General features: G+C 63.4%; 19 protein-coding genes and 1 tRNA gene. 9 read left to right on the plus strand and 11 right to left on the minus strand.

The genetic code is table 11. The annotated features are described in order from the left end of the window. Positions 1-26 precede the first annotated feature (26 nt). The 3 genes from N0B15_RS02610 (at position 27) to N0B15_RS18280 (ending at position 1,191) form a co-directional block, all read left to right on the plus strand. Positions 27-383: a cell division protein SepF gene (locus N0B15_RS02610; protein ID WP_263017826.1), complete on the plus strand. Its 357-nt coding sequence runs from the start codon at positions 27-29 to the stop codon at positions 381-383. A 25-nt stretch (positions 384-408) separates the two neighbouring features. After that, on the plus strand, positions 409-939 hold the full coding sequence (locus N0B15_RS02615; RefSeq protein WP_263017827.1) for a GrpB family protein: 531 nt from the start codon (positions 409-411) through the stop codon (positions 937-939). Between the two features lie 96 nt (positions 940-1,035). Beyond that, positions 1,036-1,191 carry a VOC family protein gene (locus tag N0B15_RS18280; RefSeq protein ID WP_343233301.1) on the plus strand — a complete coding sequence of 52 codons (156 nt, stop codon included), beginning with the start codon at positions 1,036-1,038 and terminating at the stop codon, positions 1,189-1,191. A gap of 187 nt (positions 1,192-1,378) precedes the next feature. Here the strand turns inward: N0B15_RS18280 and N0B15_RS02625 are convergent, their stop codons facing one another. Beyond that, positions 1,379-3,565: an elongation factor EF-2 gene (locus N0B15_RS02625; RefSeq protein ID WP_263017829.1), complete on the minus strand. Its 2,187-nt coding sequence runs from the start codon at positions 3,563-3,565 to the stop codon at positions 1,379-1,381. Between the two features lie 1,263 nt (positions 3,566-4,828). Between N0B15_RS02625 and N0B15_RS02630 the strand changes: the two genes are divergently transcribed. Then, positions 4,829-5,590 carry a DUF5781 family protein gene (locus tag N0B15_RS02630; protein WP_263017832.1) on the plus strand — a complete coding sequence of 254 codons (762 nt, stop codon included), beginning with the start codon at positions 4,829-4,831 and terminating at the stop codon, positions 5,588-5,590. A 49-nt stretch (positions 5,591-5,639) separates the two neighbouring features. Here the strand turns inward: N0B15_RS02630 and N0B15_RS02635 are convergent, their stop codons facing one another. Both N0B15_RS02635 and N0B15_RS02640 read right to left on the minus strand, forming a co-directional pair. Beyond that, positions 5,640-6,275, minus strand: coding sequence for a 30S ribosomal protein S7 (locus tag N0B15_RS02635; RefSeq protein WP_263017833.1), 636 nt, complete (start codon positions 6,273-6,275; stop codon positions 5,640-5,642). Between the two features lies 1 nt (position 6,276). Continuing rightward, complete coding sequence (locus N0B15_RS02640) at positions 6,277-6,705, minus strand: 30S ribosomal protein S12 (protein WP_263017834.1); 429 nt, start codon at positions 6,703-6,705, stop codon at positions 6,277-6,279. Positions 6,706-7,086: 381 nt separating this feature from the next. Between N0B15_RS02640 and N0B15_RS02645 the strand changes: the two genes are divergently transcribed. Both N0B15_RS02645 and N0B15_RS02650 read left to right on the plus strand, forming a co-directional pair. Then, a complete protein-coding gene (locus tag N0B15_RS02645; RefSeq protein WP_263017835.1) occupies positions 7,087-7,434 on the plus strand; it encodes a winged helix-turn-helix domain-containing protein in 348 nt (115 codons plus the stop codon). 14 nt (positions 7,435-7,448) lie between these two features. Further along, positions 7,449-7,748, plus strand: a complete 300-nt coding sequence (locus tag N0B15_RS02650; protein ID WP_263017836.1) for a DUF7521 family protein — start codon at positions 7,449-7,451, stop codon at positions 7,746-7,748. 111 nt (positions 7,749-7,859) lie between these two features. Here N0B15_RS02650 and N0B15_RS02655 read toward each other — a convergent pair whose 3' ends face one another. From N0B15_RS02655 to N0B15_RS02685, 7 genes are all read right to left on the minus strand, one after another. Beyond that, the gene (locus N0B15_RS02655; protein ID WP_263017837.1) at positions 7,860-8,642 is read right to left on the minus strand and encodes a hypothetical protein; all 783 of its coding nucleotides are present in this window, start codon (positions 8,640-8,642) and stop codon (positions 7,860-7,862) included. Positions 8,643-8,812: 170 nt separating this feature from the next. Beyond that, positions 8,813-9,232 (minus strand): NusA-like transcription termination signal-binding factor, encoded by a 420-nt coding sequence (locus tag N0B15_RS02660; RefSeq protein WP_263017838.1) that lies wholly within the window; start codon positions 9,230-9,232, stop codon positions 8,813-8,815. 36 nt (positions 9,233-9,268) lie between these two features. After that, positions 9,269-10,453, minus strand: coding sequence for a DNA-directed RNA polymerase subunit A'' (gene rpoA2 / locus N0B15_RS02665; RefSeq protein ID WP_263017839.1), 1,185 nt, complete (start codon positions 10,451-10,453; stop codon positions 9,269-9,271). After that, entirely contained in the window at positions 10,446-13,409 is a 2,964-nt protein-coding gene (locus N0B15_RS02670) for a DNA-directed RNA polymerase subunit A' (protein WP_263017840.1), read from the minus strand. The genes rpoA2 and N0B15_RS02670 overlap by 8 nt, the downstream gene beginning before the upstream one ends. Positions 13,410-13,412: 3 nt before the next feature. After that, positions 13,413-15,242: a DNA-directed RNA polymerase subunit B gene (rpoB, locus tag N0B15_RS02675; protein ID WP_263017842.1), complete on the minus strand. Its 1,830-nt coding sequence runs from the start codon at positions 15,240-15,242 to the stop codon at positions 13,413-13,415. Between the two features lie 9 nt (positions 15,243-15,251). After that, positions 15,252-16,832, minus strand: a complete 1,581-nt coding sequence (locus N0B15_RS02680) for a DNA-directed RNA polymerase subunit B'' (RefSeq protein WP_263017844.1) — start codon at positions 16,830-16,832, stop codon at positions 15,252-15,254. After that, the gene (locus tag N0B15_RS02685; protein ID WP_263017845.1) at positions 16,833-17,060 is read right to left on the minus strand and encodes a DNA-directed RNA polymerase subunit H; all 228 of its coding nucleotides are present in this window, start codon (positions 17,058-17,060) and stop codon (positions 16,833-16,835) included. A gap of 325 nt (positions 17,061-17,385) precedes the next feature. Here N0B15_RS02685 and N0B15_RS02690 point away from each other — a divergent pair. Then, positions 17,386-17,458: transfer RNA gene (locus N0B15_RS02690), tRNA-Asp, on the plus strand. A 563-nt stretch (positions 17,459-18,021) separates the two neighbouring features. After that, complete coding sequence (locus N0B15_RS02695) at positions 18,022-18,438, plus strand: group I intron-associated PD-(D/E)XK endonuclease (protein WP_263017846.1); 417 nt, start codon at positions 18,022-18,024, stop codon at positions 18,436-18,438. A 44-nt stretch (positions 18,439-18,482) separates the two neighbouring features. Here the strand turns inward: N0B15_RS02695 and N0B15_RS02700 are convergent, their stop codons facing one another. Continuing rightward, a complete protein-coding gene (locus N0B15_RS02700; protein WP_263017847.1) occupies positions 18,483-19,262 on the minus strand; it encodes a PHP domain-containing protein in 780 nt (259 codons plus the stop codon). Between the two features lie 159 nt (positions 19,263-19,421). On the opposite strand from N0B15_RS02700, the gene N0B15_RS02705 reads away from it, so the two are divergent. Further along, positions 19,422-21,563 carry a bacterio-opsin activator domain-containing protein gene (locus N0B15_RS02705; RefSeq protein ID WP_263017848.1) on the plus strand — a complete coding sequence of 714 codons (2,142 nt, stop codon included), beginning with the start codon at positions 19,422-19,424 and terminating at the stop codon, positions 21,561-21,563. Positions 21,564-21,687 lie beyond the last annotated feature (124 nt).

Below are 21,687 nucleotides of genomic sequence, written 5' to 3' on the forward strand. Positions count from 1 at the left end.
ACTGGCGGCGGCGGACTCTCACACCTATGGGTCTCATGACCAAAATTCTCGGCGGGGGACAGTCCCGGAGCGCCGAGGACTACGTCGAACTCGATCTAGACGACGTCTCAGAACACGCCGGTGAGGCGACGATGCAGGTCCACGTCGCGGAAGTCGACGGCCAGGCCTCCTCGATCGCCATCAAAGACGCCGTCTACGACGGCGACATCGTCATCGCAGACATCACCCGCCTGCGCACCAAAGACAGCACCGTCGAACACATCGTCGACGAACTCCGCCAGGTCGCCCAGGAGGTCGACGGCGACATCGTCCAGAAGGGTGACGACCAGATCATCGTCACCCCCACCGGCGTCCGTGTCGGCCGCGAAAAGCTCGGGCGGTAACCTTCTACTCGGTGGGAAGATCGCGATGGCCGGTCTCGAGCGCGGAACCGTCTCACTCGAGTCTCCGGACCCGGCGTGGGTGAGCGCGTACGAACGAGAACGCGAGCGACTGCGTTCGATCGACGCCATCGACGAGCGCGTCCACAGCTTCGAACACGTCGGGAGTACCGCCATCGAAGGGCTCGCGGCGAAACCGATCGTCGACGTACTCTGTCTGGTCGAGGCTCGAGCGGAGGCGCCGGCCGTGGTTTCGGCGCTCACCGACGCTGGCTACGAGTACCGACTGAACGACCCGGTCACAGACCGACACTTCCTCGCGAAGGGACCGCGTGAGGGGCGCACCCACTATCTCTCGGTGACCGAACACGGGAGTCGGACGCACCGCGAGCAGGTCGCCTTCAGGGACTACCTGCGCGCCCACCCGGAGACGGCGGCGCGCTACGAGCGGCTGAAACGGACGCTCGCCGCGCGACATCCGACCGACCGAGCGTCCTACACGGCCGGGAAGGGCGCGTTCGTCGAGCGAATCCTCAACCGGGCGACCGACGACGGGTAAGCGCCAGACAACATGTATCAATTCTGAACCGTTTTTCACCCCGTCGTCCGTCTCTCGAGTCGCATCCGTGGCCGGCATCCAATTCGTGACCTGCCGATCCACCTCGATCTCGGCGCCGAGGACCGCGAGGCGACGGTCGAACGCTTAGAAGAACTGGGAGCGACCGTCCGCGAGACGAGGACCCTGACCGCAGGTGATCACGAACTCGTCTGGACCATCCTCGAGGATCCCACCGGCAAGGCTTCTGTGTGAGCGAGTACGCCGAGTAGGACACTCGGTCAGAAGTACGAAGTCGGCCGAACGACGATGATCCACCGTACCGCGAGCAACGCGAGCAGTTTCACCGAGTGCGCCGAGGCGCACTCGGCCGTTTTGCATGAACGGGTTTTGGCCGGGTTCGAGCGGGCGACGCCCGCGAGGACCCGGTGAAAAACGGTTCTTAGATGTAGTCGATACTCGGGGGCAACTCGAGTTTGCGCCCTTTGCGCTCGCGGATCTCCATGATGGTCTCGCGCTGGAGCGAGTCGGACATGACCTCGAAGCCTGCGTTCTCGGTGTTCCAGGCGGCGCGGCCTTCGGTCGCGCTGCGGATGTCACTCGAGAAGCCGATCATCTCTTCGACGGGCGCGATGCCCTCGACGACCATGAGGTCACCCTCCTGGTACATGTCGTCGACGCGGCCACGGCGGCCCTGAATCTCACCGCTGGCTGCGCCCATGTGCTCGTTGGGGACGTCGAGTCGGACGTCCTGCATCGGCTCGAGCAGTTTGACCTGGGCGTCGATCAGCGACTTGTGGACGGCCTCACGGGTCGCAGGGATGACCTGTGCGGGGCCGCGGTGGATCGTGTCCTCGTGGAGTTTCGCGTCGTGGAGGCGGATGAGCGTACCCTGGACCGGCTCCTGGGCGAGCGGCCCGTTGTCGAGCGCCTCCTCGAGTCCCTCGATGAACAGCTCCATCGTCTCGTTGAGGTACTGGATACCCTTCGTCTGGTCGAGGAGGATGTTCGTGCCGTGGATGTGTTCGACGGTCTGGGAGTCGTCTTTGCTCATGCCGGCTTCCTGGAGAGCCTCGCGGCGCTCCTGTTCGGGCATGTCCATCGAGACCTCGCCGAGCTGGATCGCTTCGACCAGCTCGTCGCTGAGCGGTTCGGCAGAGATGTAGAAGCGGTTGTGTCGGTTCGGCGAGATACCTTCGACGGTGTCGCTCTCGCGCTGGACGGCCTCGCGGTAGACGACGATGGGTTCACCGGTGTTGACCGGAATGCCCTGGTTCGCCTCGATACGCTGGGTGATGACCTCGAGGTGGAGTTCACCCTGTCCGGAGATGAGGTGCTCGCCGGTGTCCTCGTTGATCGTGATCTGGATCGTCGGGTCCTCTTTCGAGACCTGGCGCAGCGTCTCGATGAGCTTCGGCAGGTCGTCCATCGTCTTCGCCTCGACCGCCTTCGTGATGACGGGTTCGGAGATGTGCTCGATGGACTCGAACGGCGTCATGTCGGTCTCAGAGACCGTCGAGCCGGCGATTGCGTCGCGGAGTCCGGTGACGGCAGCGATGTTCCCCGCGGGAACTTTCTCGACTTCCTCGCGCTCGCCACCCATGTAGATGCCGACGTTCTGGACGCGGTTCTTTCCGGCGACACCGGAGACGTAGAGTTCCTGACCCTTCTCGAGGGTGCCCGAGAAGACACGGCCGGAGGCGATTTCGCCCGCGTGGGGGTCCATCGAGATGTCGGTGACCATCAGGACGACTTCGCCGTCGGGGTCGACGAGTCGCATCTGGTCTGCGAGGTCAGACTCGCTGTCGCCGCGCCAGATGCGCGGGATACGGCGTGGCTGCGCGTCGACTGGGTTCGGGAAGTGCTCACAGACCATGTCGAGGACGACGTTCGAGAGCGGCGTCCGCTCGTGGAGTTCGTCGCGTTTGCCGTCCTGCTCTAAGTCGATGATGTCGCCGAAGTCCATGCCGGTCGCCTGCATGGAGGGCATCGAGACACCCCACTTGTAGAGAGCCGATCCGAAGGCGACGGTGCCGCCTTCGACGCTGACCGACCAGTCGTCGACGTCGTCCATGTCCTCGGTCATCCCGCGGATGAGTTCGTTGACGTTGTGGATGACGCTCAGGAGGCGCTCTTGCATCTCCTGTGGGCCTTCCTGAAGCTCGGAGATGAGACGGTCGACCTTGTTGATGAACAGTGCGGGCTTGACACCCTCGCGGAGTGCCTGGCGCAGCACCGTCTCCGTCTGGGGCATCGCACCCTCGACGGCGTCGACGACCACGAGCGCACCGTCGACGGCGCGCATCGCACGCGTGACGTCGCCACCGAAGTCAACGTGGCCCGGCGTGTCGATGAGGTTGATGAGGTGGTTGGTGTCGTCGTACTCGTGGGTCATCGAGACGTTCGCCGCGTCGATGGTGATCCCGCGCTCCTGTTCGTCCTCTTCGGTGTCCATCGCGAGCTGCTGGCCTGCAGTCTCGTCGGAGATCATGCCCGCACCTGCGAGGAGGTTGTCCGAAAGGGTCGTTTTTCCGTGGTCGACGTGAGCGGCGATGGCGATGTTCCGGATGTGCTCCGGTTCGTCCATCAGCCGTTCACACTCTTGGACGATCTTCTTGCGTCGGCCCATATACGCCTCTTTACCGGTAGCGGGGTCAAAAGGGTAGTGATTTGCAATTCCTGCGTAGAGAGGAGAGTCGGGCGCCAGCGGAGGATTCTGCGCCAGATTGGTTGGAAGTATCGTCCGTTCGCCAGGGAATCATTTCCGTCAGCCAGCACCGAAACGAAAACGGAACGTGGGCTGTCAGCGGCCCGAGAACACTCGAGCGGAAAGCCCGATGGCAGTAACGGCTTTGGAGACCGGCTACGGAGGAAGACGGCATGAGCAACGACCAACGAGCACCGACGGAACGCAGACGGCCCTACGGGAGACGCGTCACCCGGTTTTTCTTCGAAATTGCCGCCGTGCAACTCGTGGGCTATATTGACATCCTCCCCGCGCTGAAGCGCGAGGATTCCCCCGTGGGGCGTCGGGCGGTCCGACGCGACCCCGAAGGCAACTTCCTCCCCGACGGGAGTACCGGGTTCGTGAGCACCACGTCGGGGCGGTGGGCGCGTGACGACGCCAGTCCGTTGCGGACTCCCCCGCTTGTGGCTCCGCATACGCCCGGTCGCCCGACCGCAACAGGGGTGACCGTCCGAACGCATACGTTCGGCCCCGTCCTTTCGACGGAACCGACACGGGTCGTGCCATCGACCGAACTCCACCGAACCGCTTCGGCAGAGTGGGCAACCGCGAACGGGGCGGGGTTTGGGGTGCCGTCGCCCCCTCGTTTGCGCGGGCGTTGCCGTCCGTCTCCAGTGACGGGTAGGGGTACTGCGAGGACGACGAACGAGTCTGAACCACGTACTCCCCGGCGGGTTTGCCACCGGCGGGCGTGGAATCGTCCGTATCGGCGGGAAGCGGCCCCGAATCTTCCGATTGATACTTTACGCGATTGGCTTGGTATACGACACGACGCCAGCCGTAGTGTAGCTTTCGGTTGTGTAGCGGGCCGTACGGCGCGTATCCCCGCCCTGAAGGGCGAGGCTTTGCGCCTGTTTTCACGTAACAACTGCAACGGTTTACACACTGATCGCCGACCCGTCCGGCGATCAGGTGTGCACTGACTTGCAGTGGCTACTATACCTGAATCGCTACGGCGATCCTCCTCGAGTCGAGCGGGCGCCGCGAGGTCGGCGTCGTCGCCCTGTTCCGGGTAGTCGCACTCCGCGGCTGACGCACACTCGCCGCCACCGCTCGAGAGTCGGTCTCTCGGCCGGCTCCCGAGACGGTGAGCGCACTCGAGTGGGCGTAAGAGCCATACCATCACATCCCCTGACACAGCTATCGATGGCCGTAGAGATGCACATTCTGGGCGCGGGTCCCACTGCACCCTTTCTCGGTGCCCGCGACCTCTTCGAGACCGAACACGACCTCGAGTTGCCGGTCCACGTCAGGCTGCGGACCGACCCCGACGAACGCACCTGGGCGGGCCACTACGACGACCGCCACGTCCTCAACATCTCGAAACAGGCCGCAGGCAGCGCGATGGCGCGCGAACTCGCCCTCCACGAACTCGCCCACATGGCCCGCTACGAGCAGGAACACCCCTCACACGTCCAGTCGACCGCCGAAGCGCTCTACCTCGGGCTGGCCGGCCGACGCGTCGAACGACGGAAACTCGCCCACTGTTATCAGATCGCGAATCACATGAAGGACATCTACGCCGACGACATCACCCTCGCCGTCGGTCCCGGCGAGAAACTCCTCGCCTACCTCGAGTCGAGCCTCGCGAGCGCACTCGCCGACCGGCCGGCCACCACCCCCGGCGGCGACGCTCGCCGGCTCTCGGCGGCCGCCGACCCGGAGATCACCGCCGTCAACGCCGCGTTCGCCCTCGCCCTCGCCGAGCGCCACGACCTCCTCGCGCCCGACCACCGCCTCTACGACCTCGCTCACGCGGCCGCGATGGACGCCCCACACGTCGACTTCGAGGGGTTCACCCGCCGGTTTCGCGACCTCTCGAGGGAACCGGACTCGAGCGCCTACCGACAGGCGCTCGTCGACGCGACGCGCTCGTACGTCGAGAGCGAGCGGGCGAGCGCAGACTGAGCGCGCCGTCGCTCGAGCGGGTGAGAGAAATCGAAAATCGTCGAGAGCGTTATCTGGCAGCAGCCGCGACGCGCTCTTTCTCCTCTTTCTGGCCGATGGCGTACGTCTGGACATCGTAGTTGGCCGCGCCGATCAGCTGGCTGGCGATGGCCTCGGCGGCGGGCGTCGAGGTCTTGAACGACGCGCTGTAGACACCTTCGGCGATGAACTTCAGCGACTGGTCGACCCGGCGCTGTGGGGCGACGTCGACCGCTTTCGGGACCGAGATACCACCGTACTTGAGACGGACGGTCTCCTCTCGAGGCGCGGCGTTCTCGATGGCGTGGACGAGCACCTGCACGGGGTTCTCCTCGGTGCGCTCGTGGATGATGTCGAAGGAGTCACGGACGAGCTTGAGCGTCATCTGCTTTTTGCCCGTGTTCTCTTCGGTCTGCATCAGGCGGTTGGTGAAGCGCTCGACGACAGAGACGTCGGACTTCTTGAACTGCTTGCCTGCGTGGCGGCCCATCGTGTGAGCGACCGGCGAGACGGTGAGATAGCGTTTGGTCGAAGGGTCGCGGTACTCGATTTCGGAGACGTCCCACTTGCCGAAGAGCTTCGCGGAGAGGTCCGGTCCGTCGGTGGACTCGGTCTCTTCTTCAGCCTCCTCCTCGATGTCGACCTCTTCTGGTTCTTCTGCACTCATCTTATCGCACCGGTTTCTCTGCGTTTCCGCGGACGAGTTCGAGCAGCGCGACGCCGTTGACCTTCTCGACTTTGTAGTTGACGCCGGAGAGGTCACCCATCGCACGACCCTTCGCCCCACCGATCCCCGCGATGGTGACTTCGTCGTGTTCGTCGATGAACGAGATGGCACCGTCACCGGGACAGAACGCGGTGACCTGCTTGCCGTTCTTGATCAGCTGGACACGAACACACTTTCGGATCGCCGAGTTGGGCTGTTTCGCCTCGATCCCGACTTTCTCCAGAACGATACCGCGAGCCTGTGGGGCACCCTCGAGCGGGTCGGACTTCTCGCGAAGACCCCGAGCGCGTCGCGCGTAGTCCGAGTCGGACCACCGGTGGTTCTGGCGGTCCTTCTTCAGCTTGCGCGCGGCGTACTTGCCGTTTGCCATAGTACCCGTCGCTATCCGACGGAGGCACTTAAGCGTCCCCTTTTGGACTCGCGAGTTACGCCTCGAGAACGCTCGAGGGATACCGCTCGAGGAATCTGAGGGCGTTTCACTCGGTTCGAACGACAGGCAGAGCAGGTCCGAGGGACGCTCAAACGGAGCGAGCGAGCGCAATTTCGAACGCGTACGGGTCGGTTTCTGCGGCCGGGCCGTCCCCACCGTCGTCCGAGCGAGTTATAGTAGCCACTGCAAGTCAGTGCACACCTGATCGCCAGACAGGTCGGCGATCAGTGTGTAACTCGTTGCAGTTGTTACTATACCAGCAGTTTGCGAGTCGCGAACTCGTGGGTGGTTTATATTACATCCGAAAATAAACGTAATCAGGTGAGTGAGGAGCTGCCTGTAGACGAGGTGTTCACACTGCTCGCAGACGAATATGCCCGTGCAATTCTCACAGAAACCGTTGCCGAACGACGATCAGCACCAATGTTAGCCGAACGTATCGATGCCGCTCGCTCGACCGTGTACGATCGTGTTCACCGACTGTCGAACGCCGGTCTGCTCGAAGAGCAATCGCAGGTCGACGCCGATGGAAACCACTACGCGACCTACCGGACCCAGGTGGAGTGGCTCCACCTGAAGATTACCGCCAGTGGACTCGAACTCGGACACGAACGGGCGAGTCGAGACAGGGCAGCCGATCAACTATCCGACCTCTGGGGTGAGTTGTGATGGTGGTATCGAGCGTGAGTTCGCTAACCACCGGTGTCACGGTCCTGAACGTCCTCGGTGTCGTCGCACTCGTCCTCGCGACGGTCATCGTCGTCAAAGCAATTCGAGCGTATCAGCAAAACAGCGACCGGGCGATGCTCTTGCTTGCAAGCGGGCTATTCTTGCTCGTGCTCGCGCCGACGCTCGTCCAGGGTGTGGGATCGCTCCTCGTCGAGACAGCGATGGAAGGGGCCATCGGCATCTCGATTCTCCAACAGACGCTCAGAATCGCCGGTCTCGGAGCGATTCTCCTCTCGATGTACGTTCACCGGTGAACGGACGGCTAGCGTCCACCAACCGACGGAATATCCCCGAAAACGACTGACGTTCAGCCTGCAACCGGTTTCCGAAGCGCCGAGAGAACGGTGATCGCTCGAGCGCAGTGGTCAACAGCCGCCAGGACAAATCCGACAGCCCCAGCCGTGTTCTTCACAACAGTTTCCACTGCACGTGGTGTGAACGAGTTCACGTCGCTCTCCGGATCCGGACTCGCATTCGTAGACCTCGTACGTTTCTTCTTCGTAGTACGACCAGCCGCAGACGAAAATGGGTTCTTCATCCCCCATACCGTCACAGTCGAGTCCCCAGTTACACTCTACATCGGTACACTCGGTCTCAGTACCGGCGAATTCCCAAGATGGACAGCCGGAGCCATTGTGGTGAGCGTATACCTGTGCTTCCGTGTCTGGTTGGTCCGGTACGGATAGTAGTGTCTTCTCACCATCGTCGTACGAGATTCTCGCGTATTGGCGACCAGCCTCAGGGAGAACGAAGAGACTCGCGACACCGCCATCAAACGGCTCGTCGATTCGAAGCACTGCCGTTTCCGTTCGTGTCTGTTCGTCGGCCGTGCTCATCACGGTGATTGCGTCCGTCTCGGCGAGGCTGTCAGAGTTCTGTACTGCGTGTAGATCAGCACTGTCGTGAGTGTCAACGTAACCCTCGTCCACGAGTAGGCTGAAAAGCTCGTCAGCGTACGATTCGAAGGCATCGACGACGGCGTCGATAGTGTCGTACTCCGACTCGAGGGCTGCTTTCCACGTGTCTTCTTCGTCATCGGGCGGTGAGACGTCGCGGTCAGGTCTCGCCTGTGCAGCACCGATCGCCGCGAGCGTAACGTTTCCCGCAGTCGCAGCACTGATGCCTCGCATCAATGTTCGTCGTTTCATCTTCGACCATATGCACATCTGTCGCAATAATTTTAATAATTTTATACGGCCAAATAGTATATACTAATAAAATAGGCAGGCGGGGTGTGAAACGGAGCCGGTACGACAGCGGAGAACGTCTGCAAGCTACTGGGGAGGAATCTTCGCCGAGAATGCGCAAACGGTGCGTCTCACACTAGTTGTACGTCGTCGATGTCGAAGTGTCGCGCCGCGAGCGTCCGTGCGGCCTCGATGGTCTCCCCACCGGAGCCGATGGCGACGCCGCGGTCTTCGGTCGCGACCTCGACGTAGGCGACGGTGTCGTCGTTCTCGCTGATCGTGACGTTGTAGACGGCCGCAGGCGTGAGCGCGTTCGCGACGAACGCCTCGGGGTCGTCTGCGGCTTCGATCAGGCGAACAGACGTACCGATGCGCGACTCGAAGCGCTCGACGTGCTGACCGCGCGGACCGATCGCCTCACGCATCCCACCGCGGGCGACGACGACCAGCAGGCGACCGTTCTCGCGGACGCAGTCGACCCCGCTCGCACCCGTCACCTCCTCGAACAGCGCGAGGGTGCGGCGAGCGTCGTCGTCGAGTGTGACGGGCATGTGAAAATGTTCTACAGGAGTGTCTCCGTCGCGTCGTTAGCGCCCCGTCGATCCCATCCGGAGGTCGACGTCGCCGGTGCCGAGTTTGATCGGCTTGCCGACGATGACGTTCTCGGTGACGCCGCTCAGCGGATCGACCTCGCCGTGGATCGCCGCGTTGAGCAGGTGGTTCACCGTGACCTCGAACGCCGCACGCGCGAGGACGGACTTCTTCGACCCGGAGATGCCGTGACGGCCGATCGACTCGATCTCACCACGGTTGGTCATGATGTCTGCGACCAACATCAGGTGACGGACGTTCACGTCGTCGAGACCCTGCTCGGCGAGCGTGTTGTTCGTCTCCTCGATGATCGTCTCGCGGGCGGCCTCGACGCCGAGGTTGCGGTAGATCTCGTGGATGTTGTTACACGTCGTCCGCGAGGCATCGACCCCCTCGATCGAGAGCACGTCGCCGAAAGCAGAGCCCTCGGTGTAGAGGACGAACTCCTCCTCGCCGTCGTCGCGCTCCTCACGGCGGATGACCACGCGCGAGACCTCTTCGATCCCTTTGAACGTGATGTCGCGAAGCTCCTCGACGAGCTGGAGGAGGTCGCGGTAGGAGGGCTCTTCGGGACCGAACTCGACCGTCGTCCCCTGCTGGACCGTACTCACGCCGAGGTGGTCTTCGATCGTCTCGGCGACCGTCTCGGGCGAAATCATCCGCTCGTCGAGCGTCTCCTGGTTGAGCGAGATGACAACGCGCATGTCAGCGACGTTCGTCGAGACGTCACCCAGCGCGAGGATCTTCGTCGCCTCGATCTTCCAGACGACCTCGTGGGCCTTCTCGCGCTCGGTGGCGTACTCCTCTTGGAGGTGGACCTCCATCGTCGGCGTATCCGGCGTCTTCCGGGCGTCGACCAGTTCGATCAGCCGCGGCAGCCCCTGCGTGACGTCGATCTCTGCGACACCCGCGTAGTGGAACGTGTTCATCGTCAGCTGCGTCCCCGGCTCACCGATCGACTGCGCAGAGACCGTCCCGACCGGCTCGAGCGGGTCGACGCGTGTATCGACGTATCGGCTCTCGACCACGCCAGCGACCTCTTCGGCCTGGACTGCAGTGACGTCCTCGCGCTCCTCGAGCGTCCGGAGGACGCGGTTTTTGAGCCGCCGTGGCAGTTGCGTCCCCTCGACGACGGCGACGACATCGTCGGGCAGGTCGAACGTGGCGGTCACCTCAGTCATCGGAGGTCACCTCCGGGACCGAGTCGACGCGGCGACTGTCTGCGTGTTCCGAGAGGTTCGTCGGCGGCTGTTTCGAGCCGAGGAACTCCTCACGTTCAGCCTCGCTCTCGAACTCCCCGTCGAGGATGCGGTCGGCGATGCCTTCGACGTCGATGTCGTGGTCGACACCGGAGGAGACCATCACGGGCGAGGTGCCGTCCTCGCCGAACTCGAACTGGACGATGGTGTCGCTCGTATCGCGGACGGTACCGTCGTACTGTGCCTCGAGTTCCGAGAGCGCGTTGATGAGCCGTCGCTGGAGGTAGCCGGACTTCGAGGTTCGGACGGCCGTGTCGACCAGCCCTTCGCGGCCACCCATCGCGTGGAAGAAGAACTCCCGGGGGGTGAGCCCGCCGGTGTAGGAGTTCTCGACGAAGCCGTGTGCTTCGGCCGAGAGGTCGTTCTTCTGGTAGTGGCTGAGCGTGCGGTCCTCGTAGCCACGGTTGATGCGCTCGCCGCGCACCGCCTGCTGGCCGACACAGCCAGCCATCTGCGTGAGGTTCAACATCCCCCCACGGGCACCGGACTCCGCCATGACGATCGCCGGATTGTCGTCGTCGAAGTGCTCTTCGGCGATATCACCGGCGTTTTCACGCGCACGCGCGAGTGTCTGCATGATCTTCATCTCGAGCGTCTCGGCGAGGGTACGGCCGGGCAGGCTCTCGAGTTCGCCGCGTTCGTAGGCCTCGATGAGTTCGTTGACGCGGTCGTTCGCCTCCTGGATCGTCTCGTCGATGCGGGCGCTGGCCTCGTCCGGGATCGTCTCGTCGTCGATCCCGATCGAGAACCCGAAGTGCATGATCGCACGCATCGCGAGCGTCGAAATCTCGTTGATGAAGATGCGCGCGCGGGTCGTGCCGTACTCTTTGGTGATCTGGTCGACGATCTCACCGCCGAACTCGCCGACACCTTCGGAGTCGATCGTTCCCTCGACGTGCTGGCCGTCCTCGATGACGACCGTGTCGCCGGACTCGCTGATGAACTCGAGGGTCAGGTCGTCGGGCAGCAGTTCGCTGAAGACGTCGCGGCCGGTCCAGAAGGGGACACCCTCGTCGTCGATACCGCTGGGTTCGGGCAGTTCGTCGATCCGGGTGGCGCGCAGTAAGTCGAGCGCCTGTGTCTCGTTGAACCGGGGGTTCTCGTGGGTCAGCAGGTAGGTCCCGGAGATGTGGTCCTGAATCGCGCCGATGATGTTGCCACCGAAGCGCGGTGAGAGGATCTGTTCCTGGACGCGCATGAGCACGCGCGCCTCGGCGCGCGCCTCCTCGTTCTGGAGGGCGTGCATGTTCATCTCGTCGCCGTCGAAGTCGGCGTTGTACGGCGGACAGACGACGGTGTTGAGCCGGAAGGTCTTGTAGGGCATGACCACGACCTCGTGGGCCATGATCGACATCCGGTGCAGCGACGGCTGTCGGTTGAAGATGACGATGTCGCCGTCGATGAGGTGGCGGTTGACCTCCCAGCCGGGTCCGACCGTCTGGATACCCGCGGTCTCTTCCTCGTCGGTCATCCCGGCGAGCGCCTTGCAGTTCTTCTCGGTGACCTTCAGGCGACGGCCGTCGGGCCGGCGGACGTAGTTCGCGCCGGGGTGGCTGTTCGGCCCGTTGGCGACGTACTGTTTGGCCTGCTCGACGTTGCGTTCGGTGACGAGCATCGTCTGGGTCATCTCGGTGGCGACCCGGTCGGGGACGCCGACCTCGTTGAGCGAGAGCGTCGGGTCCGGCGAGATGACGGTTCGCGCGGAGAAGTTCACACGCTTTCCGGAGAGCGAGCCACGGAACCGGCCCTCCTTGCCCTTCAGCCGCTGGCTGAGCGTCTTCAGCGGCCGACCGGAGCGGTGGCGCGCCGGCGGCGTCCCGCTGATCTCGTTGTCCATGAACGTCGTGACGTGGTACTGGAGCAGTTCCCAGAGGTCCTCGATGATCAGCTGTGGCGCACCCGCCTCACGGTTCTCCATGAACCGCTGGTTGATGCGGATGATGTCCACCAGCTTGTGGGTGAGGTCGTCCTCACTGCGCTGGCCGTTGTCGAGCGTGATCGACGGCCGCGCCGTGACCGGCGGCACCGGCAACACGGTGAGGATCATCCACTCGGGGCGCGAGCGCTCGGCGTCGATGCCGAGTACCTCGATGTCCTCGTCCGGAATGTTCTCGAACCAGTCGCGGATGTCGGAGGGCATCAGCTTGTTCGTGTCCTCGTCGGTGAGGTCGATCGAGAGCGCCTTCTCGATCGCCTTCCGCTGTGCCTCGCGCGGACGGAACGACCCCGAGAGGATCTCGTTGATCCGCGAGAGCTCGATGTCGGTCTTCTCGGCGAGTTCGTCGGGCGTCGTCCGCTCGATGCCCTCCTCCTCGTTGCCCTGCATCGCGCCGGCGATGCGCTGGGAGTACTCGCTCGTGAGCACCTGCTGGACCTCGTAGTAGGTCGTCGGCTTCTCGTGTTCGATGTCGTACTGGACCTCGCCACAGAACGGACACTGGTCGTTCTTGCGCGCCTGCCTGATCGCCGCCTTCGTCACGTCGTTCAGATCGCGACCGAGCTTTCGCGACTGGTCGATCTGTGCGTGGAACTCCTCGCGTTCGTCCTCGGTCAGGAGCAGACGCGAACAGTCCCGACAGGTGCCTCGAAGCAGCCTGCGGATCAGTTTGGTGAAGCCGACGTGGATCACCGGCGCGGCCAGTTCGATGTGGCCGAAGTGGCCGTTACACGACCCGGAGTGTTTCCCACAGGTCTTACACTCGAGACCAGGGTCGATCACGCCCAGACGTGGGTCCATCAGCCCCATGTCGATGGGGAACCCGTCGTCGTCGTAGGTGTCGGCGGTGATGATCTTCGTGGCACTCATGTCCCGGTACTCCTCGGGCTCCATCAGCCCGAAGTCGATCGCTCCGATGTCTTTTGGTGTGCTGTTTCGCATGTATCAGACGGCGTCCTGTAGTTCGAGTCGCGGGGCGATTCCGAGCGCTTTCATCTCGTCTAAGAGGAGTTTGAACGCGTAACTCATCTCGATCTCGTGGATGTCGGTCTCCTCGTCGCAGTTCGGACAGTACACCCGGCGCTGTTCGACGTTCTCGACGGCGGCCATCCCACAGCTGCCGCAGATGTGGATGAACTCGCGGTCGGACTCGTCGAGCAAGCGCTCTTTCAACGTCATGGCCGCACCGTGGCCGATGAAGACGTCACGCTCCATCTCCCCGATACGCAGCCCACCCTCGCGGGCACGACCCTCGGTCGGCTGGCGGGTGAGCACCTGCACCGGCCCGCGCGAGCGGGCGTGCAGTTTGTTCGAGACCATGTGGTAGAGCTTCTGGTAGAAGATGACGCCGACGAAGATTTCGGCCTCGATCTTCTCACCGGTGACGCCCGAGTACATCGTCTCTTTGCCGGCCGAGTTGAAGCCCGCCTCGACCAGGCCGTCTCTGAGTTCGTCTTCGTCCTCGCCGAGGAACGGCGTCCCGTCGACGCGCCGGCCTTCCATCGCGCCGAGTTTCCCGCCGATCATCTCGAGGATGTGCCCGACGGTCATCCGCGAGGGCAGCGCGTGGGGGTTGACGACGAGGTCCGGCACCACCCCCTCCTCGGTGAACGGCATGTCCTCCTGGGGTGCGAGGTGGCCGATGACTCCCTTCTGGCCGTGACGGGACGCGAACTTGTCGCCGAGTTCCGGAATACGCTCGTCGCGCACCGAGACCTTCGAGAGTTTCGAGCCGTCCTCGCCTTCCATCAGCGTGACCGTGTCGACGACGCCGCTCTCTCCGGAACGCATCGTGACACTCGTCTCGCGGCGTTTCTGTGGGGACAGCCCGCCCATGTCGTCGGGTTCCTCTAAAAAGCGCGGCGGAGAGGTCTTCCCCAGCAGGACGGAGTTCTCGTCGACGGTCGTCTCCGGGTTGACGAGACCGTCTTCGTCTAAGTGGGTGTAGGCCTCCTCACCGCGCGCACCGCGGACGTCCTGGCTCGGAATCTCGAAGCGGTCTTCCTGGCCGCCGGGGTAACGACGTTCCTCACCCTCGTAGGTGCGGAAGAAGTGCGAGCGAGCGAGCGCGCGCTCGACCGACGCCTTGTTCATGACGAGCGCGTCCTCGATGTTGAACCCCTCGTAGCTCATCACGGCGACGACGAAGTTCTGTGCCGCCGGCCGGTCGTCGAACCCGATCTGTTCGGTCGTCTGGGTCTTGACCATCGACAGCTGTGGATAGTGCAGCAGGTGCTGGCGCGTATCGGGTCGGATGCGGTAGTTCGCGCTCGGAAGACCGAGCGACTGCTTGATCATCCCCGCCCCCATCGTAATTCGGGGACTCGCGTTGTGCTCGGGGTACGGGATCATCCCCGCACCGATGCCGAAGATGAGCTGTGGATCGATCTCTAAGTGGGTGTGTTCTTCCTCTAAGTCGTCCTCGTCGACGGCGACGTAGATGTCCTCCTCCTCCTCGGCGTCGATGAACTCGATGTAGCCGTGGGCGACGAGGTCCTCGAACTCGAGGTTGCCCTCGCGGATCGCCTCGACCTCGTCGTCGGAGAGACGCGGCTGGCCGTTCTCGACGACCAACAGCGGCCGTCGCGCCCGGCCAGCGTCGGCGTTGACGATGACCTCACGGGTCCGTTCTTTCACCGAGACGTTGACCATCTCGCTTACGTCGCCGATTCGTCGCGCCTCACGGATCTGTTCGGCGAGCTGATGCGGGTCCGGGTGGGTCCCGACGAGCGATCCGTTGACGTACACCTTGGCTTCTCGTTGTTGTGTTGCCATGTCGTAATCTCAGTCGTCCGCAGGTGTTCGAGTCGTGCCTTCGAGGCCAGGGATGCCCTGAACGCCCATCGACGCTAACTCGCGTTTGAGTTCCTGTTCGTCCTCGACGTTCTGTGAGAGCTCCATCGCCTGCGCGAAGTTCTTCACCAGTCCACAGTTTGGTCCCTCCGGGGTCTCGGAGGGACAGATGCGACCCCACTGGGTCGCGTGTAAGTCACGCGCCTCGAAGTGCGGTTGCGAGCGCGACAGCGGCGAGCGCAGTCGGCGCAGGTGGCTGAGCACGCCCATGAAGTCCGTCCGGTCGACCAGTTGGCTCACGCCAGAGCGGCCGCCGACCCAGTTGCCCGTCGCGATCGGGTGCTCGAGTCGCTCCGTGAGCACGTCAGAACGCACGACAGTGCTCACAGAGAGGTTCCGGTTACGCATGTTCGCACGTTCGAGCTGGTACTTCACGTCACGCGCGAGTTTGTTCAGAGCCGTCCGGAACAGGTCTTTCATCAGGTCGCCACTGACCTTCAGGCGCTTGTTCGCGTAGTGGTCTTTGTCGTCGGCCTCGCGGCGCTGTAAGGCGAGTTCGAAACACGCCTCGGCCATCCGACAGAGGTAGTGGGCCTTGTTGATCCGGACATCCTCCTCCTCGACACCGTCCTCGTGGAGGTGCGGCAGGAGGTAGCGGTCGATCACGTAGTTCGCGCGTTTGAGCTGGTAGTTCTTGCCCTGCCCGCTCGCGACGCGCTTACCGAGCGCCTCGATCGCCTCCTCTTCGGTCTGAACCTCGGCTTCCTCGAGATTCTCGAGCATGTACTTGACGACCTCGGGGTCGTTCGAGACCTTGTGGACGATCTCCTCGTCGGACTCGAGACCGAGCGCGCGCACGAGCGTGACGAAGTTGATCGAACCCGAGACCGAGGGGAACGACACTTCGAGTAAGCCGTTTCGGGTGCGCTCACACAGTACGAGCGCACGGTAGCCCCGGCGCTGGCTGAACGTCTTGGCGACCTGAATCTCGTCGCCGTACTTGGTGTCGTACTCGGCGAGGATCTTGTTCGGTGCGAGGTCCTCGCTCGTCATCAGGACGCGCTCGGAGCCGTTGACGATGAAGTAGCCGCCGGGGTCTGCGGGGTCTTCACCGATGTCGATCAGTTCCTGGTCGGTGAAGCCGGCGATGTTACACTTCTCGGAGCCGACCATGATCGGCATCCGACCGATCTTCGTCTCCGTCGAGTCGACGACGCGCTGGTCGCCCTCCTCGCCCTTGACGATCGACATCTCCATGAACACCGGTGCGGAGTAGGTGATGTTTCGAAGGCGGGCCTCCTGGGGGTAGAGCAGTTCTTCGCTGCCGTCGGCCTCGCGCACGCGCGGCGTGACCACGCGAACGTCGCCGAGTTCGACGTGAACCGGCTCTTCGCCTTCCTTGTCGCCGATGTCCGTGTCGATCGTCGCCTTCTCGTCGACGACTTCCTGCATTCCCCGGGTGAGAAACGCGTTGAACGATCGGTAGTGGTGCTCTGCGAGACGCTCTCGGGAGAAGTACTCCCTCGAGATGTCGCGTCGGATCGTACGGTCGAGTGCGGTGTCCATTGCCATTTAATCTACCACGAGTCGATAGATGATTGCTCGATCGGCGGTTCGAGAGTTACGAACGATCTCGATGACGTCGCCCACCTCGGCATCCTCGGGGAGGGCGGGATCGTTGTACTTGATCTTTGGTAAGTCGGTGCGGTCGATGTCGTACTCTTCGAGCACCGCGTCGATGACGTCCTCGTCGACGACAGTGTGCTCTGGAACGAGTTCGTGTTTGCTTACGTCTACCATGTGTCAGTGCGTGTGTTGGTCTGGGCTACCGGGAGAGAAGTGGCTGTCACGAGATACTACAGGGACGTATCGGCGGAGGGCATTTAACGGTTACTAAAGCGAGCCGGAGACTCCGCTAACCGGCAGGGCGACCCTGTCCGGGGTAGACGTTCACACTCACGAATAGCCCGTTCTGGCATATATCCCTTGTGGAGGCTGTCAAGAAGACGTATTTTCACCGAAGAGTGAACCGGCTCGAGGGAGAAAACCGTGGAAGGGGTCGCCCTACCACAGCGCCGCCGATTGGAAAGTCTTAATACTCCAACCCGGATACGATAGCTTGCAAGCCCGGATGGTGTAGTGGCCCATCATACAACCCTGTCACGGTTGTGACGCGGGTTCAAATCCCGCTCCGGGCGTGTTTTACGCGAACAAGTTCGACGAGCACCGCATAGCGTGTGCTCGTCCACCCGTGAGCGGAAAACACCGATGAGCGGATTTGAACCCTGGAAGTCGCAGCAGTCGAGCGAAGCGAGGCTGACCGTCTTCCTTCGGTTCAAATCCCGCTCCGGGCGCTTTTCAAAATTCAACCCCGTGAGCACCCAGCTTGCTGGGTGCGAACATCACGGATTTTGAGAGCGGTAAACGAGGGATTTGAATCAGGGAGCAGCTTCGCTGCGACCGTGGTTCAAATCCCGCTCCGGGCGCTTCTTCGATTTCAATTCCACGAGCGACGAGTGTGTCTCGTCGCGAGTACTCCCGAAAACGACGAGCGTCGACGAGGGGTTTGAATCAGACAGAGGTTCTGTGAGTGAAGCGAACAGGTTCTCAGGCGTGGTTCAAATCCCGCTCCGGGCGTGTTTTTACGCGAACAACTTCGACGAGCACCGCGTAGCGTGTGCTCGTTATCCGTGACGTTCTCTAGGCAGACCGCCGCAGACGTGTACACGTTCAAGTGTGATCACGGGACGAGAGCACGTGTATGGCGAACTCGAAAGACAGAGGGGACGAAACGGAAGCGAAGATCATCGCGACACTCGTTGCCGCGGGCAACAGTGTCTCGATTCCGTTCGGAGACAACGACCGGTACGACCTGGTCGTCGACGATGGACACTCCCTGTACCGGGTTCAGTGTAAGACGGCCTGGCAGAACAAATCTGAGACGATCAGATTCAATACTCACTCCCAGACGACCAGAGACGGACGATACCACGAGCACACCTACCACGACGAGATCGATGCGTTCGTCGTTCGTTACCCGGAGTACGAGCAGCTGTACTGGATAGATGTCGAAGACGCCACCGAGCAGAAGATGGAACTCCGGTACGAGGCGAAGATCGACCACCCATCGATCAACTGGGCAGCAGAGTACGAATTTGACGGGCAGGTTCCGCACTGAGTTCGTGAGAGCGGAGGTGATGAGAGAGCCAGCCACGAGAGTAACTACTCGAGCACCGCTGCGGGCGTCACCGCCTCGAGTCCCCACCGGTCGGTGAACGTCTCGAGGAATTCGACGCGCGGGCCGAACTCGTCGGGGTGGTGGGAGTCGGTGCCGAGGATGACCGGGACGTCGTGCTCGAGGAGGCACTCGAGAAACCGTGGGGCGGGGTGGACGAGTTCTGTATCCGAGCAGGCGCGGCCGGCGTTGATCTCGGGAATCGTCCGCGAGTCGGCGAAGGCGCGGGCGGCGCGTCGGTAGTGGTCGTCGGTCGCCCGGCCGGCCAGCGGCGGGGTTCGCTCGATGAGGTCGGGGTGGGCGGCGATGTCGAAGTGGCCCGACTCGAGCATCTCGATGAGGGTGTCGAAGTAGCCGTCGACGAGGCGCCCGAGCGTCGCCTCCGGGAGGTCGGTAAAGTTGGGGGTGTGCTGGACGTTCAGGTCGTCGACGAAGTGGACGGAGCCGATGGCGTACTGGAAGTCGGCCGACTCGAGGAAGGCCGCGATGCGCTCGTCGTCGCGCGGGTCGTAGTCCATCTCGACGGCGTCGTAGACGGTGATGTCCGCGCGCTCGCGCAGGCGAGAGATGGCGCGGCGGCGGCGCTCGTAGGTCCGGTCGAGGTTGAAGCCGAGGGCGTCGCGGGCGTCGCGCTGGGCGGGGCGGCCGGAGACCGAGCAGTGGTCGGCGAAGCCGATGCCCTCGAGTCCGGCGGCGGTCGCGGCGTCGACCATCCCGGCGAGGAAGGAACCGTCGGAGTACGTACTGTGGGCGTGGGTGTCGTACACGGGCGAGGACACGGAGCCGACGTACTTACGTGGGCGTGTTTCGGCAGGTGCCGAGTGCCTTCGGGAGAACACCTAATTCTTTAGTATCGCAGCGAGAACTCTCCCGACGGACAGGCGGCGGTCGTTGGGTGGGGAGACCGGCCGCCAGAGACGGACCCTATGAACACACCGATCACTGCACTCGTCGTCGACAACGATCCGGGCTTTACCGACCTGGCTGCCTCGATGCTCGAGCGCGAAGACGAGGCGCTCCGGATCGAGACGGCCGTGAGCGCCGATGCCGCGCTCGAGGCGATCCGTGAGCCGGGAACGGGCGTCGACTGTATCGTCAGCGACTACGAGATGCCGGGGATGAGCGGGCTCGACCTGCTCGAGGCGGTTCGCGAGACCGATCCGGATCTGCCGTTCATCCTCTTTACGGGGAAAGGAAGCGAAGAGATCGCGAGCGAGGCCATCGCGGCGGGCGTCACCCAGTACCTCCAGAAGAAGCCGGGGCGGGATCGCTACACGCTGCTCGCGAACCAGATCAAGAACGCGGTCTCGCAGTACCGGACCGAACTCGAGTTGCGCGAGAGCGAGCGTCGCTACGAGCGGACGCTCGCGGCGTTACACGAGACGACGCGTGACCTGATGCGCGCGAGCACGAAAGAGGAGATCTACACGGCGGCGGTCGAGACGGCAGGCGAAGTGCTCGAGAGTCCGATCGTCGCCATCTACGCGTTCGACCCGGCTGACGGGGCGCTCACCCACGCCGCGTCGACGGCGTCCTCGAGCGAGTTGCTGGACCCGGAGGTGCGCTTCGAGCGCGGGGAGGGGCTGGTCTGGGAGGTCTTCTCGGAGGGGGAGGCGGCCTACTACGAAGATACGCGTCGTGCGGCGAACGTCCACAACCCGGAGACGCTGAGTCGCAGCGAGTTGATCGTCCCGCTGGGGACGCACGGGGTGTTCGTCGCGGGCGCAGAAGTCGTCGACGGCTTCGACGAGACGATGACGGAGCTGATGCACATTCTGGCGGCGAACACCGAGGCGGCGCTCGACCGCGCAGAGCGCGAGCAACTGCTGCGTGAACACGACCGGACGCTCACCCAGCAGAACGAGGAGTTGACGCGGCTGAATCACACCAACGAGATCGTCCGGAAGATCAACCGGGCGGTGGCACAGGCCTCGACGCGCCAGGAGATCGAATCGGCCGTCTGTGAACGGCTCGCCGAGACCGACCGCTACCTGTTCGCGTGGATCGCGACCACGGAGACCAGCCGTGCGAACGGGACGGAGCCGACGCCCAGCGACTGGGCGGGCATCGATCCGACCTACATCGACAGCGTGCGCGAAGACGGACCGGACGCGCCCGAAGCCGTACTGATCCGGCGGACGGTCGACGAGCGGACGGCACAGCTGGTTCCGAACGTCCTCGACGACCACGGCTGGAAGTCCCGTCGGAAGGAGGCGCTCACGTTCGGGTTCCAGACGGTACTGTCGGTCCCGCTCGTCGACAACGAACACAGCTACGGGGCGCTCGTCGTCCACGCGCCACCGGCGGACGCGTTCACCGCGGGCGAGCGCGCCGTCCTCACGGAACTGGGCGAGACGATCGGCCACGCGATCCACTCGGTCGAACGGACCCGCTCGCTGCTGACCGACAACCGCCTCGAGTTAGAACTCGCGTGTCGCGACTCGCGGCTCCTGCTCAACCGACTCTCGAAGCACGTCGACGCCGAACTCACGCTCGAGGGGGCGATCGACCGGGAGGACGGCTCGGTCGTCTTCTTCGTCAGCGTCGCCGACCCGCCGGTCGAGACCCTGTGCGCGCTGGCCGACCGGTGGGCGTCCGTCGAGACGATCTCGGTCGTCTCCGAGGGCGAGGAGACGACGCTGTTCGAAATCACCGGCTGTCCGACGGCGTTCGTCGACGTGCTCAGGGAGAACGACGCTCAGCTTCGTTCGGCCACCGCCGCGAACGGGAGCGCGACCCTGGTACTCGACGTACCCCAGCGGGTCAACGCCCGGTCGGTGATCGAGGCGATCCGAGACGAGTATCCGGAGACCGACCTACACGCGAAACGCGAGACGACGACCCAGTCGGCACGGCGGCTCGACGCGCAGCTTCGCGAGCGGGTCACCGGCCGCCAGTACGAAGCGCTGCAGGCGGCCCACTACAGCGGGTTCTTCGACTGGCCCCGCGAGAGTACCGGCGAGGACCTCGCGGCCGCCCTCGACGTCTCGCCGCCGACCTACCACTACCACCTCAGAGCGGCCGAGCGAAAGCTCGTCTCGATGGTATTCGACAGCGACTCTAATTAATTAGTACTGGGTCGAAATCGGCACTAAACAGTTCGGAATTATATTTAACCCCCTCCACCCCATACCGATAGTTGGCGATCTGAGACAGACTGTCGCCACCCCCCCCCCCCCCCCAAATCCCCCC

Source organism: Natronobiforma cellulositropha (assembly GCF_025629245.1).
Classification (GTDB): Archaea; Halobacteriota; Halobacteria; order Halobacteriales; family Natrialbaceae; genus Natronobiforma; species Natronobiforma cellulositropha.